At 46.2% G+C, this 18,687-nt stretch carries 14 protein-coding genes; 2 read left to right on the forward strand and 12 right to left on the reverse strand.

What is annotated here, in order from left to right:
- Window positions 1-66 precede the first annotated feature (66 nt).
- Entirely contained in the window at window positions 67-678 is a 612-nt protein-coding gene (gene miaE / locus ACFQ45_RS10720; RefSeq protein WP_377367498.1) for a tRNA-(ms[2]io[6]A)-hydroxylase, read from the reverse strand.
- 95 nt (window positions 679-773) lie between these two features.
- On the opposite strand from miaE, the gene ACFQ45_RS10725 reads away from it, so the two are divergent.
- Together ACFQ45_RS10725 and acnB are read left to right on the forward strand one after the other, a co-directional pair.
- Window positions 774-2,510, forward strand: a complete 1,737-nt coding sequence (locus ACFQ45_RS10725) for an SUMF1/EgtB/PvdO family nonheme iron enzyme (protein WP_377367500.1) — start codon at window positions 774-776, stop codon at window positions 2,508-2,510.
- Between the two features lie 229 nt (window positions 2,511-2,739).
- Window positions 2,740-5,340: a bifunctional aconitate hydratase 2/2-methylisocitrate dehydratase gene (gene acnB, locus ACFQ45_RS10730; RefSeq protein ID WP_377367503.1), complete on the forward strand. Its 2,601-nt coding sequence runs from the start codon at window positions 2,740-2,742 to the stop codon at window positions 5,338-5,340.
- A gap of 69 nt (window positions 5,341-5,409) precedes the next feature.
- On the opposite strand, the gene ACFQ45_RS10735 is transcribed toward acnB, so the two are convergent.
- The 11 genes from ACFQ45_RS10735 to fos all read right to left on the reverse strand — a co-directional run bounded on the left by ACFQ45_RS10735 (window position 5,410) and on the right by fos (window position 18,635).
- The gene (locus ACFQ45_RS10735) at window positions 5,410-6,393 is read right to left on the reverse strand and encodes a glycosyl transferase family protein (protein ID WP_377367505.1); all 984 of its coding nucleotides are present in this window, start codon (window positions 6,391-6,393) and stop codon (window positions 5,410-5,412) included.
- Window positions 6,390-9,062, reverse strand: a complete 2,673-nt coding sequence (locus ACFQ45_RS10740; RefSeq protein ID WP_377367507.1) for a nitrate reductase — start codon at window positions 9,060-9,062, stop codon at window positions 6,390-6,392. Before ACFQ45_RS10740 ends, ACFQ45_RS10735 begins: the two co-directional genes overlap by 4 nt.
- A gap of 298 nt (window positions 9,063-9,360) precedes the next feature.
- On the reverse strand, window positions 9,361-9,690 hold the full coding sequence (nirD, locus tag ACFQ45_RS10745; protein ID WP_377367509.1) for a nitrite reductase small subunit NirD: 330 nt from the start codon (window positions 9,688-9,690) through the stop codon (window positions 9,361-9,363).
- An 11-nt stretch (window positions 9,691-9,701) separates the two neighbouring features.
- Window positions 9,702-12,248 (reverse strand): nitrite reductase large subunit NirB, encoded by a 2,547-nt coding sequence (nirB, locus tag ACFQ45_RS10750; protein WP_377367511.1) that lies wholly within the window; start codon window positions 12,246-12,248, stop codon window positions 9,702-9,704.
- 58 nt (window positions 12,249-12,306) lie between these two features.
- Window positions 12,307-13,542: an NAD(P)/FAD-dependent oxidoreductase gene (locus tag ACFQ45_RS10755; RefSeq protein WP_377367513.1), complete on the reverse strand. Its 1,236-nt coding sequence runs from the start codon at window positions 13,540-13,542 to the stop codon at window positions 12,307-12,309.
- On the reverse strand, window positions 13,535-14,377 hold the full coding sequence (locus ACFQ45_RS10760) for an ABC transporter ATP-binding protein (RefSeq protein WP_377367515.1): 843 nt from the start codon (window positions 14,375-14,377) through the stop codon (window positions 13,535-13,537). The genes ACFQ45_RS10755 and ACFQ45_RS10760 overlap by 8 nt, the downstream gene beginning before the upstream one ends.
- Before the next feature lie 27 nt (window positions 14,378-14,404).
- Window positions 14,405-15,376, reverse strand: coding sequence for an ABC transporter permease (locus tag ACFQ45_RS10765; protein WP_377367517.1), 972 nt, complete (start codon window positions 15,374-15,376; stop codon window positions 14,405-14,407).
- Between the two features lie 67 nt (window positions 15,377-15,443).
- A complete protein-coding gene (locus ACFQ45_RS10770) occupies window positions 15,444-16,850 on the reverse strand; it encodes a CmpA/NrtA family ABC transporter substrate-binding protein (protein WP_377367519.1) in 1,407 nt (468 codons plus the stop codon).
- A 403-nt stretch (window positions 16,851-17,253) separates the two neighbouring features.
- A complete protein-coding gene (hpf, locus tag ACFQ45_RS10775) occupies window positions 17,254-17,649 on the reverse strand; it encodes a ribosome hibernation-promoting factor, HPF/YfiA family (protein ID WP_377367521.1) in 396 nt (131 codons plus the stop codon).
- A 202-nt stretch (window positions 17,650-17,851) separates the two neighbouring features.
- The gene (locus ACFQ45_RS10780; RefSeq protein ID WP_377367522.1) at window positions 17,852-18,202 is read right to left on the reverse strand and encodes a hypothetical protein; all 351 of its coding nucleotides are present in this window, start codon (window positions 18,200-18,202) and stop codon (window positions 17,852-17,854) included.
- Between the two features lie 34 nt (window positions 18,203-18,236).
- Entirely contained in the window at window positions 18,237-18,635 is a 399-nt protein-coding gene (gene fos, locus ACFQ45_RS10785; protein ID WP_377367524.1) for a fosfomycin resistance glutathione transferase, read from the reverse strand.
- Window positions 18,636-18,687 lie beyond the last annotated feature (52 nt).

Here is an 18,687-nt window from a genome sequence, read left to right on the forward strand (position 1 = left end):
GGGTTTGTGAAGAAGAAATCACACAAATGTTTGTTTTAAAAGGTAAACAAATGTACCAGTAGGCTACTAGGCCGCTTGTGGTGGTCCGCTGTGTACTCGGAACTCAACATCTGGCTCAGTGATCAGTTTATGTTCCAGCTCACGGAAAAACTGAATACGGTCATCAATGGGGTGGCCAGCGTACTCTTCCGCTAAGGTTAGGTAATCTTTAAAATGCCGAGCTTCAGATTTCAACAATGAATGGTAAAACTTGGCCAATTCCTCATCTAAGTGAGGAATGAGTACGGCAAAACGCTCACAAGAACGAGCCTCTACAAAAGCACCAATAATCAATGTATCCACCAAGCGTGCAGGCTCATGGGTACGGATGTGCTTACGCATACCATCCGCATATCGAGCGGCAGTCATATGCTCATATTGAATGCCACGATTGCGCATAATTTTTAAGACTTGTTCAAAATGCAGCAGCTCTTCTCGGGCGAGACGCGACATCTTATGAAGCAGATTTTCCCTATCCACATAACGATACATAAGACTCATGGCTGTGGAAGCAGCCTTTTTTTCGCAATGAGCATGATCAGTTAATAGTATGGTTTCGTTCTCTAATGCCCAGTTTACCCACTCTTTTGGGGACTCACAGGGTAAAAACTCTACCAATTCAGGGTAATCAGTTAACATCAAGTCTACCTTTTTTATCGCAAAAATCGGATTATACTCTGGATAAGATACATAATCAGCATAAGCAACGCATTGATTTGGATGCCAATTAACCGATGAATCAGTATTACGACGTTACCAAACTTGCTATTGGACAGCATGTCGGAGTGGAAGTTGATCCCTACGTTCTTAACTATCCCCTTAGCCAAGATAAAAGTGTCTGGGTGGCTGACCAAGGAGGCCGGTCTTTTGTGCTGCGCTTTTATCAGCCAGAAAGAGGCGATGTTAATGAATTTTTGAGCTTAGCTCGCAAATACGCCAAGATTAAGCATTCAGCAATCACGCCTAATTACCCTCCTTTTTATTCTGATTTATGGGTTTTCTCTAGTTCTGCACTCTGTGGTGGTGAACGGCTGTACAGTTATTTAGGCAAATATCCTGAAGGCGCCCCTTTGAAAACCGTGCTGAGTATTTTTGATCCGATTGCTAAAGCCTTGGATCAAGTGCATGAACGGGGTTTCGTTCATGGGCATATGGACCTTAACGGTGTTCATATTGTAAATGGTGCTGGCGTGTTGACGGGGTTTGGATCACACCATTGGTTGGAAAAAATCACTGCCACAGACATGGATGAAAGGTTTATTCCTCCAGAGTACAAAAAGCGCCGTTCAAGCAGTACACCTCTATCTGACAACTATATGTTTATGCGCTTGCTAGTAGCGACCTTAATTGGAGAATCCTGGCTCGATTCCAGTAACATGGCAAAACTTCCTACCAGCATTGAATCCCTAAGCGATGCCACCTGGAGCAAAATTAAACAATGGCTTAAACCCGCCGAGCGCCACCGTCCTAAATCTTTAGTGGAGGTGATGCGCCTGCTGCGTGCTGATCTATTTGTGGCAAGTGCTTCTCCTAATGTGGAACGTAAAGCGAGAATTCCTGCCCCTATCCCGCATCGGACTTTTGGCTTACCGACAAAGATACTGGCCTCTAGCGTTGGTTCGGCGATAGCGGTCGTCGCACTTGGTTCTTATATGTTTTGGCCAACACCGGAGGCAAGTGTCGCAGAAGCCCCTAATACCACACCTTCGACTACTCGATCTTTTGATGCGCTCCCCCAAATACTGGAAGAGCCTTTAAAAGATGGCGGCACCGCACCTAAGGTAGAAAAACTCGAACCTGCTAAATTTCAAATGGGGGATATTAATGGTGTTGGTGATGACAACGAATCCCCTGTGCGAGAAGTGGACATTCCGACGGGATTCTATTTCAGTAAATTTGAAGTCACCTTTGCTCAGTATGACCGTTTTGCCAAAGCCACAGGAAGAGTTTTACCTCCTGACAATGGCTGGGGGCGAGGCAACCGCCCTGTCATAAATGTCAGCTGGTACGATGCAAAAGCCTATACCGCATGGCTATCCGATCAAACAGGCAGTGAATACCGATTACCTACAGAGATAGAGTGGGAATACTCCGCTAGAGCGAACTCAGATACTGCCTTCTGGTATGGCAACGAAGTACGCCCAGGTTACAGCGTATGTGAAAGCTGTGGAAGCCAATGGGACGGTGTCTCCACTGGCCCAGTTGGCTCTCAAGCCAGCAACCCACTCGGTTTGTTTGATATGCATGGTAATGTGGCCGAATGGGTCGAGGATTGCTATCACCCTAACTACGAAGGTGCCCCCACCACAAACCAAGTCTGGCTCTCAGACCAATGCACCGGACGCGTACTGCGAGGAGGTTCTTGGTTCGACATTCCTGCGGTGGGGCGTAGCGCTACTCGCTATCGTGCAGAGCCCACACTTCGTGCAAGTAATTGGGGTTTTCGCGTTGTTCGCTTGATAAATGGATGAGTTCCCCTTACCTAATTACCATGTAATAAGTAAGGTAAATATCACTCATTCTAAATTTGTATGGCAGGTCAAACCCTGCGCTATAAATTTTTATATAGAATGTAACTACGAATATTTCTGCCAGTGCTAGGCTCAACTTACTCACTTTTATCCGAGTCAGTAAGGTTGTTGAGCTAACGCTTAAACAACATCGGTTAAATAGACTGATGTCAAAATAAGGGGATCTATTGTGTTAGAAGCATATCGTAAACATGTCGAAGAACGCGCCTTGGAAGGAATACCCGCGACACCTCTAGACGCAGAACAAACCGCAGCCCTCGTTGAACTTCTTAAGAACCCACCCGCAGGTGAAGAGGAATTTATTCTTGATCTGCTTAAAAATCGTATTCCAGCGGGTGTTGATGAAGCCGCTTATGTCAAAGCCGGTTTCCTTGCGGCCATCACCAAAGGTGACGCTTCTTCTCCACTCATTGATAAACAACAAGCCACTGAAATCCTAGGAACCATGCTAGGGGGTTATAACATTCAACCACTTATCGAATGTTTAGATGATGAAGAGATCGCCCCCATTGCTGCAAGCGCCCTCTCCCACACCCTTCTTATCTTTGATGCTTTTCATGATGTAGAAGAAAAAGCAAATGCTGGTAATGGCTTTGCCAAACAGATTATTCAGTCTTGGGCGGATGGCGAATGGTTCACCAAAAAGCCGAAACTTGAAGAAAAGATCACGGTTACGGTATTTAAAGTACCAGGTGAGACCAACACTGATGACCTATCACCCGCACCGGATGCATGGTCTCGCCCAGACATTCCGCTCCATGCTAACGCCATGCTCAAAATGTCACGTGATGGCATAGTGCCAGACAAAGATGGTGAAATCGGCCCAATTACAGAGATCAAAAAATTAAAAGAAAAAGGCTTCCCACTTGCGTATGTGGGTGACGTTGTGGGCACAGGCTCTAGCCGTAAATCTGCCACCAACTCTGTGTTATGGCATATGGGTGAAGACATTCCGTTTATTCCAAACAAACGTTCTGGTGGTATTTGTATCGGTGGCAAAATAGCTCCCATCTTCTTTAACACCATGGAAGATGCTGGTGCACTCCCCATCGAAATGGACGTAGATAACATGGAAATGGGTGATGTGATTGATATTTACCCATATGAAGGGGTTGTTAAGAAGCATGACACAGACGAAGTGATCGCTAAATTTTCATTAAAAACCCAAGTGCTTCTTGATGAAGTGCGTGCAGGCGGTCGGATTCCGTTAATAGTGGGTCGCGGTCTTACAACCAAAGCTCGCGAGTCACTAGGATTAGGAGCCTCTGATCTATTCTTGAAACCAGGTGACATTGAAGATTCCGGTAAAGGGTTCACCCTTGCTCAGAAAATGGTAGGTAAAGCCTGTGGTTTACCGGGCGTTCGCCCAAACACTTACTGTGAACCGAAAATGACCACAGTAGGCTCCCAAGATACTACCGGCCCAATGACCCGTGACGAGTTAAAAGACTTGGCCTGCCTTGGCTTCACCTCAGATCTTGTGATGCAGTCCTTCTGTCATACTGCAGCCTATCCAAAACCTGTGGATGTGAACACCCATCACACATTGCCTGACTTTATTATGAACCGTGGCGGTGTGTCTTTACGCCCCGGTGATGGCATTATCCATTCTTGGCTAAATCGGATGCTCCTGCCTGACACGGTCGGCACGGGTGGCGATTCTCATACCCGTTTCCCTTTAGGCATATCATTTCCAGCGGGGTCAGGTTTGGTGGCCTTTGCTGCTGCCACAGGTGTGATGCCATTAGACATGCCTGAGTCTGTCTTAGTGCGCTTCAAAGGCACCATGCAGCCCGGAATCACCCTACGTGATTTGGTTCATGCCATCCCCCTTCAAGCCATCAAAGAAGGTCATCTTACTGTTGAAAAGAAAGGTAAGAAAAACGTCTTCTCTGGTCGTATTCTAGAAATTGAAGGCCTAGAACACCTTACTGCTGAACAGGCCTTTGAGCTTTCCGACGCTTCTGCTGAGCGTTCTGCGGCAGGTTGTACCATTAACCTATCGGAAGAATCCGTAGCAGAATACCTAAGATCCAACATCGTCATGTTGCGCTGGATGATTTCTGAAGGTTATGGGGACCCTCGTACCTTAGAACGTCGAGCAAAAGCCATGGAGGAATGGCTAGCCAACCCAAGCTTGATGCGCGCTGATGCGGATGCAGAATACGCTGCCGTTATCGAGATTGATTTGGATACCATTAAGGAACCTGTCTTGTGTGCGCCAAATGATCCAGACGATGCTCGCCTACTGTCAGAAGTACAAGGGGCAAGTATTGATGAGGTATTTATTGGCTCCTGTATGACCAACATCGGACATTTCCGTGCAGCGGGCAAACTGTTAGATGCGGCTGGGCAAACTGTACCAACCCGTCTATGGGTAGTACCACCAACCAAGATGGACCAACAACAACTCACGGCTGAAGGCTATTACAGTATCTTTGGTAAAGCCGGTGCACGGGTGGAAATGCCGGGCTGTTCATTATGTATGGGTAACCAAGCCCGCGTAGCGGACAAAGCCACTGTGGTGTCCACTTCTACCCGTAACTTCCCAAACCGTTTGGGTAATGGTGCTGACGTATATCTTGCTTCTGCGGAATTAGCAGCGGTGTCCTCTTTATTAGGTAAGCTCCCTACCCCTGAAGAGTACCTAGAATACGCAAGTAAGATTAACAGCATGTCTGCAGAGATTTATGATTACTTGAACTTCGACCAAATGGGCGACTATGTCAAAAAGGCTTCATCTGTTATTGCAACAGATGCCACAGCCTAACAGGTGCCCAATACACAAAAAGCCCACCTAGAAGACTAGGTGGGCTTTTTTATAGATAACTCCCGCAGATCACAATTTATCTAGCTGTCGGCTACGCCAAATTTGGTCTGCAAGATCTAAGCATTCTTGATGATCTGTTCGGTGATGTATTAACCCCACTACCGAAGCCAAAGTCTGACGAACAGCCTGTTCGCCAAAGGGGTCAATTGCGTCCCCTCGCCAGTGGCTAATCAGGCGACCTAAATCTAGGTTACCTTTCATGCGTTTGTGTTGCTGTTCTGCTTTTTCCCAAGTGGACCATGAAGTTTCCCCACTTTGGCGCTTACCTAATACCACGTCACGCTCAGGATTGACTTCCACTTCACCATTACCGCCACGGAATACCAATACAGACGGATCACCTAGCTTTTCGCAGGCTTCGATATGCAATTCGTCATAGCCTTTATGAAATACCCCATGAACACTGTGGGGGGCTTGGAACGGATTCATCATTCGTACCACTGTATTGACCGGGGAACGCAGTCCTAGAATGTATTTAAGATCCATCATCTGCGCCAATTTTTGACTAATACTGGCTAATGGCATGTAGGCAAACTGACGTTCTTGTAATGCCCTAGAGGCGGAACTTTTGGTTAAACAAACTGGCAGACCAAGGGATGAAATCACTTCATCAACGTAGAGCCGGTCTTCCCCTTCAAAAGAGTGTCCATGCATCAAAACGCGAATCCCAGAATCAGCCAAAGCCAATGCAGCTAACAGAAACCAAGGCAACTCATTACGTTTACCCGCATAGGCTGGCCAATCTAGATCCACACAATCTGCCCCAGAAGTTGCCCCTAAGTATTCACGTACCGCTTTGGTAAATCCAACGGTTTCGTCAGCGGTTTCTTCACGAATACGGATGAGCATCCAAAACGCTCCTTCTTGCTCTGGCGCCACATCCCCATTAAGCATCATGGTCATGGCGGTATATGCTTCATCAGTGGTTAAAGGACGGGCCCCTTTTTTACCGCGACCAAGGGTTTGAATGTAGGGGGTGAATCCTCTACTCATACTGCCGTCTCCTTATTACTAGCAATCAGTGTTTTAAGCTCTGGAATACAGGAACCACAATTCGTGCCACATTTAAGGGTTTTACCTAAAGCTTCAGGGGAACGAGCACCGCCCTCTACGGCTTGATTTATTTGCTTAGTCCCCACTTGGAAGCAAGCACATACGATTTCGCCTTTATCCTCTACATTAGCTGGCGTGCCCACTAACAGCGCCATGCGATCCATCTCAGTTAAGGTTTGCTTTGGTGCCAACATAGACGTTAGCCAATCTGTCGTCGCCACCATGGGATTATCACTAATGTAAACCACCAGTTTTAAGCGGTCTTTTGTGACGCCAGCCAAACGAATTTGCTGATTGTGGGGATTAGTGTATTCCACCCATTGTGCTGTTTTAGGCAATAATCGAGCGAATCGATCTTTGAATGCTTTTATGGGCATTTCAGTGGGCCATACCACTTCATAGCGATATCCATGGTCGCTGGTCACAGCACACCAGTACAGACAGTCAGACAAATCTAATGGCACCTCTGAGACAATTGATCCGTACTTCACCTGTTTAAATGGCTCTAACGTGACTCTTGCGTGCTTTGATTCAGGTTGACCAGACAAAGGATCCACTTCACTTGGAATCAAAGCAGAGACAATGGATGCATTAGAAAACTGCTGAGTCCAATGAATAGGAACGAATACGGAGCCTTTTGCAACAGCATCCGTCACTTTAGCCTTCAGCAAAGCTCGGCCATAAGGTGAAAACACTTTAACCAGGGTTTTGTCTTTTATTCCTTGAGATTGCGCATCCTCTGGATGTATCTCGATAAAGGGTTGAGCCAGATGACGACTTAATGAGGCCGCATCTCCCGTACGTGTCATGGTGTGCCATTGGTCACGTACTCGCCCGGTATTCAGGGTAAATGGGTATTCATCATTTGGAAGCTGTTTAGGCAGCGCAGGGGTAATCGGCACGAATCGAGCTTTGCCAGAGGGCGTAAAGAAACGCTTGTCGGTAAACATGCGCGCTGTTCCCTGAGGGTTAGCCTTGTTTACTGGCCACTGTACGGGTACTAACGCATCGTATTCTTGCTTAGTAATGGATTCAAAAGCACTGATATCAAAGTCACGCTTTCCGTCATTCTCAAACCCAGACAAGGCCGCATGTTCTGCAAAAATCTCGTGGGGGCCTTTGAAGTTAAACGCCTCCCCAAAACCTAACTTAGTCGCGACGTCACAAATGGCCTGCCAGTCATGCTTAGCTTCACCCGCAGGCGGAAGTAAGCCCCGTTGACGTGACAGTCGGCGTTCCGAGTTTGTCACCGTGCCGTCTTTCTCACTCCATCCCGTTGCTGGCAGTAAAATATCCGCAAACGCCGAAGTGTCTGTCCCCATTTTGTAATCACTAACGATTACGAGCTCACACTTTTCCAGCGCTCGCTTAACTTGTGCTGTATTCGGCAAACTGACCATGGGATTAGTGGCCATAATCCAGAGGACTTTTATATCCCCAGCTTCTATGGCATTGAACATATCAACGGCCTTCAAACCGTTTTCCGTTGCCATATTAGGCGCTTGCCAAAATCGTTGCACTAAATCAATTGCACCAGGCGTCGCAAAATCCATGTGGGCAGCCAATTGATTTGCTAACCCACCCACCTCGCGGCCCCCCATAGCGTTAGGTTGACCAGTAATGGAAAATGGTCCTGCTCCGACTTTACCAAGGCGCCCAGTGGCCAGATGACAGTTAATAATGGCATTACACTTATCTACTCCTGAAGAAGATTGATTAACGCCTTGGGAGTAGAAAGTGACTGTTTTAGGGGTGCTACGCCACCAGTCACGTAACTGAAGAAGTGAATCCGCTGCTAAACCACAGAAATCAGCGGTTGCCTCCAGTGTTGGTGTTGACTGTTCTGCTTGGGCTAAGGCCTGATCAAAGCCTTCGGTATGGGTGCAAACAAACTCAGCATCTAACAGGTGCTCATGGGCACTGTCTTGCAGTAAATAAGAGAATATTGCGGCATCGGTACCGGGTTTTAATGACAAATGAAGATCCGCAATGTCGCAAGTGGCCGTCCTTCTTGGATCAATCACCACGATTTTCATATCTGGGCGTTTCGCCTTAGCAGCACTAATACGTTGGAACAACACCGGATGTGTCCAAGCAGCATTAGAGCCAACCATGATCAATAGATCACAAAGCTCTAGATCTTCGTAAGAACATGGCACCGTATCAGAGCCAAAGGCTCGTTTATAACCGACAACGGCTGAAGCCATGCATAAACGAGAGTTTGTATCGACATTTGCCGTGCCGATGAATCCTTTCGCCAGCTTATTCGCCACATAGTAATCTTCTGTCAGGATTTGACCGGATAGATAAAACGCAAAAGCATCGGGACCAAACTCTTCAGTAACCTGTTTAATCTTTGCACTGATTGCATCCGTAGCAGCCTCCCAAGTGACCGTTTTGTTGTTGATCATAGGCTGTAACAAACGACCTTTTGGCGTGATGGTTTCCGCCAAGCTACTGCCCTTCACACACAAGCGACCAAAATTAGCTGGATGAGATTTATCACCAGAGACAGGAGGGACAACTCTATTTGATGCTCGGCTCGATAAGTTGACTCCACAACCTACACCGCAATAGGGACAGGTGGTCTTGACGGCAGAAGCAGACATAGGCTTTCTCCTCACACTCACGATTAAAAACTAAAACGTTAGGCATAAAAAAGCCCGACACCTTCTAGGAAGATATCGGGCTCCGTTGCCTTTTGTAGTATCTGTATGCTTTATGTGTAAACCTTCATCGGCCTACGGTGCGACAGTTATTTTTATTAATGCAATCCGCAGGCCAACTTTGAAATCTTCTTTGAAACACCCTATTTCTTGAGATTTCGGGTAACACTTAATGAGATTAACGTGGAGCGCCCCTCCTATTTGCACCAATTTGCACAGGTTTATGGCACCTCGCACCACTTTAATTCATCACACCAACATAGATGCCATCGTCCTCTACCTTTGTCTGCCAAGTCGAAACATTCAGAGACTCTTCCATACAAAGGCCTGTTTCTAACGCAAAATGTTGCTTATAAAGCGGGCTCGCTACCACCCATTGGCCACCCAAATGACCAACGATGCCACGAGACAACACATTAGCCTTACCCGCTGGATCCCAGTTAGATAACGCAAAGACTTGCTGCTCACTTTGTGGCACGTAAAACAACGCTAATTGATTACCTTGAACCAGTGCCGCAACGCCTGCACCCGCAATAAGGTCACTTTTTTCACAGACTTTAGTCCACTGCATAATGATGTCTCCTATACTGCTTTCGCAATCAATTGGGCTTTTTCTTCGGCCGTTGCTGGGCGTATTTGGTCTCGCTCTTGAACAAATACAACGTTTTCGTCTTTGGCATCTAAGTTAACGAACTGACGGAAGTTTTTAAGGGCTTCTTTATCTTCCAAAGTGGTTTTCCATTCACACTGGAAGGTATCAACCACATGCGTCATTTGTGCTTCTAATTCTTCACACAGACCCAGTTTGTCGTTGATAACCACATCTTTTAGATAATCCAAACCACCTTCTAGGTTGTCCATCCAAACAGAGGTACGCTGTAAACGATCCGCTGTTTTCACATAGAACATTAAGATGCGATCTATGTATTGAATAAGCGTGTCGTCGTCTAAGTCTTTAGCAAACAAATCCCCATGACGTGGCTTCATACCACCGTTACCACATACATAGAGGTTCCAGCCGCCTTCTGTAGCAATGACACCAATGTCTTTACTTTGTGCTTCCGCACACTCACGAGTACAGCCAGACACGGCAAACTTGATTTTGTGAGGAGCGCGCAGACCTTTGTAGCGATTCTCCAATGCAATGGCCATGGACAAACTGTCATTAACCCCGTATCGACACCAAGTACTCCCCACACATGACTTCACTGTACGTAGAGACTTACCGTAGGCTTGGCCCGTTTCAAAGCCTGCGTCGATTAATTTGCCCCAAATCTCTGGCAGTTGGCTCACCGTTGCCCCAAACAAATCGATACGTTGTCCACCGGTGATCTTTGTGTATAAGCCATATTCTTTTGCAACTTCACCTAAGGCGATGAGCTTCTCCGCGGTGATTTCGCCACCCGGTACACGAGGAACGATGGAGTAGGTTCCGTCTTTCTGCATGTTTGCTAAGAAACGATCATTAGTGTCCTGCAGGGCAATGTGATTATCTTTCAATACATAGTCATTCCAAACACTGGCTAGGATAGAGCCAACAGCTGGTTTACAAATTTCACAACCGTGCCCTTTGCCATGTTTGTCTAAAAGCTCTTGGAAACTCTTGATGCCTTCTACCTTGACCAAGTTGTATAGATCTTGGCGGGTGTAGGCAAAGTGCTCACAAATATCCGTGCTGACTTCAACCCCAAGAGCAAGGAGCTCATGATCAACACACTTTTTAAGCAAGGCAGCACAGCCACCACAACCAGTCGCTGCCTTAGTGGCGCCTTTCACATCACCAAGGCTTAATGCCCCACCACATACGGCATCAGAGATGTCTTGCTTGGTCACGTTATGACAGCTACAGATGGACGCTGTCGCAGGCAAAGCATCCACTCCCAAGGCTGCAGGCGCACCAGAGCCAGCAGGAAGAATCAGTGACTGAGCTTGCTCAGGAAGATCAATACCATTCAAGTAATACTGCAACAAGGTGTCGTAATAACTGTTATCACCCACCAGCACTGCTCCCAAGAGCTTCTTACCATCTTCGGATACGACCATTTTGCGGTAAGCATTACTTAACTGATCTTGATAAACAAAAACTTTGCTGCCTTGAGTGGCGGCGTGGGCATCCCCCACAGAACCCACATCACAACCTAGCAATTTAAGCTTGGTGCTCATGTCCGCACCCATAAAGGCTTTGTCACTTTGGCCTAGCAGATTTGCTGCTGCCGCTTTTGCCATGGTGTAACCCGGGGCAACCAAACCATAAAGTCGATTGTTCCAAAGGGCACATTCACCAATGGCATAGATATTTTCGTCTGATGTTTGGCAGTCGTTGTTAATGACGATACCGCCACGCTCCCCAACTTCTAGGCCTGATTGTTTAGCCAGAGCGTCCTGAGGACGAATGCCCGCCGAAAATAGGATAAGATCGGTTTCAAGATGTGAGCCGTCTGCGAAGTTCATTCGGTGGAACGCTTGCTCTCCATCGACAATTTCATTGGTCGCTGTTGCGGTATGTACGGCAACCCCAAGTCCCTCAATCATGCCTTTTAGAACTTCACCACCCTGTTCGTCTAATTGAACCGGCATTAAGCGTGGCGCAAACTCCACCACATGAGTGGTTAGACCCAAATTTTGTAGGGCATTAGCTGCTTCAAGACCCAGCAGGCCACCCCCGACAACGGTGCCTGTCTTAACGTTAGCTGCGCAATCGCGGATCGCATCCAAGTCTTCCAAAGTACGGTAAACAAATGTGTTGGCGCGGTCATGGCCAGGAATAGGCGGAACAAATGGAAATGAGCCAGTGGACAATACCAGCTTGTCATAAGCCACTTCTGTACCGTCCTTTAAAACCACCTTTTTGGCTTCACGGTCAATCCCCGTCACAAGACAATCAGTAACGTATTTCACGCCATTATCGTCGTAGAGGCTGCCATCGGTCATAGCAAGATCTGCAGCGCCTTTACCTTGGAAATATTCGCTCAGATGCACACGGTCGTATGCTAAATGTGGTTCTTCACCAAACACAGTAATACTGAATTGCTCGTGGCCGCCCTGCTCAATTAGGCTTTCAATGAAGTGGTGGCCAACCATGCCATTACCTACCACTACAAGATTCAATTTTTTAGTAGAAGTCGTCATTATGTTTACCTCACCTTAGGTGCTGTCAAAGCGATGGCTATAAGAAGCCTCTGTTCTATTACGCGACGTCTTGGGGGCAATAAGCCTCACCAAAGATCAACGTATCAAGCATGCTTGAGACATTCGTTTTGTTTTGAATCAGTTGGAAATACCAACTACCATCGGCGACATTGCCGTAAAGAATTGCGCCCACTAGCTGATCACCATTGATCAGTAGTTTGCGATAATGATCAGTTGCTACGTCGGTGTAGCAAATTTCTTGGTCTTCTTCGTCTGCCACAATGCGACCTACCGAAAACACATTGACACCCGATACCTTCAGTTTTGTAGGTACAGCTTCGATGGTAAAAACTGAAGGGGTCTTCCCCAGTGTCTTTAGCAAGACCTTCAATTGATCCCAAATGGGAGCAACCAAGCCAAAGGTTTGAGATTCAAACTCACAACATTCACCAATGGCATACACATCGTCGTGGGACGTACGAAGCTGGGCGTCTACAATGATCGCCTTATTCGTAGTTATTCCTGCCGCTTTAGCGAGCTCAATTTCTGGGGTAATACCAGCAGCCATTACAACTAAATCCGCTGGCTGAATATGATCTTTGCCAAGGATGGCAATCACCTTACCCACAGCGTTACACTTAAATTTTTCTGGTGTCTGCCCTAGTCGGAACGTAACGCCATACTTTTCTAGCTGTGCTTGCAGCATCTTAGCTGCCGCCTCATCCAACTGGCGGTTTAAGATCCATCCAGAGCGGTGATAAACAGTGACAGGGTGACCTTTTTTTGCCAATCCCACTGCCGCTTCTAAGCCCAAAAGCCCCCCACCAATCACAGAAACGTGTGCTGTGCTCGGTAACTCCGACAGAACTTGTGTGTCCTGCCAATTACGAAAACCAATCACGTTTGAAGCTTTGCTGCCATCAATTGGCAAAATACTGGCCCTAGAACCCGTAGCAAAAACAAGTTTGTCATACTGAAGCTCACGCCCGCTTGCTAAAACAACTAAGCGCCTATGAGTATCAATATTGGCAGCCGCATCCCCAGCAACCACTTCTAGGCCTTTTTCACGCATGCCCTGAATATCCACCAAAGGCATGTCTTTGGCGTCAATCTCTTTAGCCAGCAGTGCAGACAACATGATGCGGTTATAGCCAACTTGGGCTTCTTCACTGATCAAGGTAACCTGATAACCCGCCTCCGTTGCCATAAGATCATGGGCCAAACGACTACCCGCCATACCACCACCAATGATGATAAGACGAGGCAATGACTCAACAGCCACTAAACTAACCATTGACTACTTTTGCCTTTGCTTTTTTGCTATTAGAAGCCGCTGCGATAGGCTCTACCTTACGCTGCTTCTCATATAGGAATGTCAGCACTTGCGCACGGTAATCCACATACTTAGGGTCATTTGCTAGAGCAAGTCGATCTCGTGGACGCTCAAGATCTACATGTAGCACCTCACCCACAGTCGCCGCTGGACCATTAGTCATCATTACAATACGGTCAGACAACAATACCGCTTCATCTACATCGTGAGTGATCATGATCACTGTGTTGTTAAGATCTTTTTGAATTTCCATCAATGAGTCTTGTAAATGGGCACGGGTCAAAGCGTCCAAAGCACCAAATGGCTCATCCATCAGCAGTACACTCGGCTCCATCGCCAAGGCTCGGGCAATGCCCACACGCTGCTTCATACCACCAGAAATTTCATCAGGGCGTTTATCCGCTGCATGGGTCATATGCACCAACTCAAGGTTGTGCATGATCCAATCATGCATTTCCTTTTTGGACTTGGTTTTACGAAACACCTGCTTAACCGCCAACTCCACGTTTTCATAGGACGTCAACCAAGGCAGTAAAGAATGGTTTTGGAACACTACCGCACGCTCTGGGCCAGGGCCGCGGACTTCTTTACCATCCAATAACACCCCACCAGACGTGGCGTCATAAAGCCCTGCAACGATATTTAATACTGTGGATTTACCACAGCCTGAGTGGCCAATCAGGGAGACAAACTCACCTTTCTCAATTTTTAGGTTCACACCATCAAGGGCTTTAAAGGGGCCTTTAGGGGTTGGAAACTCAATGGAAACTTGGCTGATGTCTAAATGCGTTGTCATAATTTTTTCCTCGTATATGCCATGTGATTAACGTAGTACTTGGGTTTTGTCCCAAGACACATAGCGTTGTAGCATCAGCATTGCACGGTCTAACAAGAAACCAATGAAACCGATCATCAGTACTGCCACCATAATGCGACCTAAAGAATCTGAACTACCATTTTGGAATTCGTCCCATACAAATTTGCCTAGCCCCGGGTTCTGAGCCAGCATTTCTGCCGCGATCAACACCATCCACGCAATCCCTAATGACAAACGCAAACCCGTAAACATCAGTGGGATAGCAGAAGGGATAACAATCTTGATTACATGAGTCATCCAACCTAAACGCAGTACTTTAGAAACGTTTAGAAGATCTTTTTCCACCGCGGCCACACCAACAGCAGTATTGATCAAAGTTGGCCACATACAGCAAAGCGTTACGGTGAACATAGAAGTCAAAAACGACTTAGAAAACATTGGATCATCCGACACATAGGACGCACTTACCACCATGGTCACAAGGGGCAACCAAGCGAGTGGAGATACGGGTTTAAACACCTGAATCACAGGATTTAGCGCGCTGTAAACAGAGCTATTTAACCCAATCAAAATCCCCACTGGGATCGCGATCAAAGTAGCCAAACCAAAGCCTGCTAGTACCGTGTAGAGGCTGGTAAAGATCTGATCAAAAAATGTAGGCTTACCTGTGTAAGCACGAATTTTGCCCACATAACTTGGATCTTTTGCTTGGCGATCAGCAATACGTTTTTCTTGACGCTCGTAAAAGGACGACTCTTTTACTCGTTCTCGCTGATGGTCATCTACGAGGCTGTTCCACTGTTCATATACTTTTACAGGCCCAGGAAAAGTACCCAGAGACGTATCAACTCGACTAGCGCCAGCCTGCCACAGCACTAAAAAGACTAAGATACCTATAACTGGAAACAGGGCTTTCTTAAGTGAAATTCCTGTTAACCAGTCTTTGATAGACGATTTTGAAAACATTGATAAGGTCATGTCATTCTCTCTCTAAATAACGTGCAACTTGAGCTTGGGCCTATGGCAAGACCCAAGCCCCAGAGGTTTAAATCTGCTCGTCGCCTTTTAGACCGATCTCAAATTTACCTAGGTATTCATTAGGACGCGTACCATCGTAGACTTTGCCATCGATGAAACCGGTTTGAGGTGGTTTGAAGCCAGTTTCTGTTTCGAAATCAGGGAATTCAGACGCCATCATCACACCCTCTTCAATCAAGGATTTCGCTGCTTCAGCATAAATGTCTGGGCGGTAAACAGATTTCGCTGTGTCCATGTACCACTGATCAGACTTGCCTTCTGAAATTTGCCCCCAACGACGCATTTGCGTTAGGTACCAGATAGCATCGCTGTAGTACGGGTAGGTTGCGTTGTGACGGAAGAATACGTTGAAGTCAGGGATTTCACGCTTGTCACCTTTTTCGTATTCAAAGGTACCCGTCATACTGTTAGCGATGACATCGTAATCTGCACCAACGTATTCACTACGGGACAAGATCTCTACCGCTTCAGGACGGTTTGCGTTGTTGTTTTCGTCCAACCATTTCGCTGCACGAATCATGGCTTTTACAACACGGATGTGGGTAATTGGGTTCTCTTCTGCCCAGTCACCGCTCACGCCAAATACTTTCTCAGGGTTATTACGCCAGATTTCATAGTCCGTGATGACTGGTACACCGATCCCTTTGAATACGGCTTGCTGGTTCCAAGGCTCACCTACGCAGTAACCATAGATGGTTCCGGCTTCCATAGTCGCTGGCATTTGTGGTGGAGGTGTGACAGATAGGAAAGCTTCTGCATTGATTTGACCACTAGTATCGCCTTTTGCTGGCGCATAAAAGCCTGGGTTAATACCGCCCGCCGCCAACCAGTAGCGCAGTTCATAGTTATGGGTCGATACTGGGAATACCATGCCCATGTTAAATGGCTTACCTTGAGATTTGTATTGATCAATCACTGGCTTCAATGCACTGGCACTGATTGGGTGAACAGGTTTTCCATCCGGTCCATTTGGAATGTTTTTCTTCATTTCATCCCAAACATCATTGGATACGGTAATACCGTTACCATTTAAGTCCATGCTAAAAGCTGTGATGATGTGTGCTTGGGTACCATAGCCGATGGTTGCACCTAAAGGTTGACCCGCCAACATGTGCGCGCCATCAAGCTGACCGTCAATGACTCGGTCCAAAAGCACTTTCCAGTTGGCTTGCGCTTCAAGAGTTACGTATAGGCCTTCATCTTCGAAGTAGCCTTTCTCATATGCCACCGCTAATGGCGCCATGTCTGTTAATTTAATGAAGCCAAACTTCAGTTCTTCTTTTTCTGGGTAGCCTAGTTCAGCTTGCGCCACACCAGACAACAACCCAGCGCCGACAATGATTGCCGCGCTAAGTTTATTCATTGTTCGATAATTAGAAGTAGGTAGAACAGTTTTCAAGGCATTTAACGTCATGGTCAAACTCCGTTTTCGGTGTTTTAAAAGCAAAAAAAAGGCGCCTGAGAATGCCACTTAGGTGGTTTCTCAGGCGCCTTTGCCAGTCGTTAACATTCTACTTTGAATGCTTAAAGACATTGATGTCATGCCTACGTTGGCACCACATCTATCAATTTTTAATCATCTAATAGTAAGCACACTCCGTGCCAAAACAATAAAACCCTTTTATTTCAATAATATAGAATTTAAGATTAATCACACCGAAGGAGTGTGATCTTTTTTTGCACTATCAGTGCGCATGCTGTGCTCCAAAAAAGCCATAAGTGATCCGATCATAAATGCCCTATTTCTTAATTCCCGATCATAAAAAAACCCGCCTTAGCGGGTTTCTTTTTAGTAGGTACTATTATCGTGGATGCTATTAGATAGCATCACGGCGTTCGAGCTCATTAAATTCTTCCTGCTCTTCTCGCTCTTCGACTGATTCAACATCACGGGCATCAGGGTGATGCTTGCGCCCTTCATGTTTTGATTTATGTTTGAGTAATTGCTTTTCAAGCTTTTCGGCTAGCATATCAACCGCAAGGCTCAATTGTTTGTCTGTGGTGACGGTCGCAAATAAATCGTGACCAGGTATATGTACTCGAGCTTCTACAATAAGCTCGCTTTTGTTGTGATGGTTCTCTGAGTTAACGATAACTTTTATTGAAGTAATATGGCTGTTGATTTCAGCTAAATAATCCATTCCCTCTTTGATAATCGCCTGAACTTCTTCAGTAGTGTGAACATGGTGACCGCTGATATCTAGTGTGTACATATTTTGTTTCCTTCTTCCTATCCCCTTTGCTCGGGGACGTTTAGCGTTTCATTGTCACACTAATAAACCTAGGGGTGATGTAAGGCTTTTTCAACAGGAGATATGTAAAAACACCGACATATTTTTGAAGTAATTGATCAGAACACATATTACTGTCTAAATAACAAACAAAAACAGCAATTAAGTTAACAAAGTCAACCGGTTAGCGATACCAGTGACCACGTTCCTCCAATAAGGTTTCGTTTGCCTGGGTAATCATTAAAGTACCCGGCTCAAATACCGTGTAGGTTACACCCGCATGTTGAAATCGAAAGCCAACGAATTGACAGGGGGTGATACCATCTGCGCACATTCGATGCAACGTTTGACCGCGCATGAGCAATGTATTGCCAGATGATTTAGATTTCATCACCAATAGGGCCTTATCACATGTCACATGTCCTTCCCCACATTTTTTCTTAATGGTTAGAACATAGCTGTCTGTCACTAAATAACTGGCATTAGCCACTGGGACGAGCATTAACATCAACAAGCCAGCAAAAAAACCTTTCATCACCTTTCTCCTTCAGTAATTTAAATGCTGTGGCTTATAGCCATTTTAGACCTTTGTAGGGTTTGGACTTTAACGCGCTTAAACGTGTCTCAAGGGAGCCTACGTGAATTTCAAGTTTGTGCCCGTCTGGATCCAAAAGATACAAAGATTGGCCTTCACTACGGTTGTCCTTCCAGATAGAGACTCCTGACTGACATAATCGTTCACAAAATGACTGAAAATTGGTTTCAGAAACGTCAAATGCTAAATGTGTGTAGTCTTCACTTGGAACAGGAGAATCCAAAGATAAACACAGCCAAAGGTCTCCAGCTGACAGATACGCTCCACCATCCCATGCCACATGACCTTTAAACCCCAATAACTCAATATAAAACCCTAAGGAGCGTTCCAAATCGCTCACTGCCAAGGTGATGTGATTGATGCCTGTAATCAAAACATGTATCCCAAATAATTCAGTCAAAAAAGGCAACGTCGATCTGACGTTG

The sequence above is a fragment of the Rhodanobacter aciditrophus genome, from assembly GCF_042679525.1.
GTDB lineage: Bacteria > Pseudomonadota > Gammaproteobacteria > Pseudomonadales > Marinomonadaceae > Marinomonas > Marinomonas aciditrophus.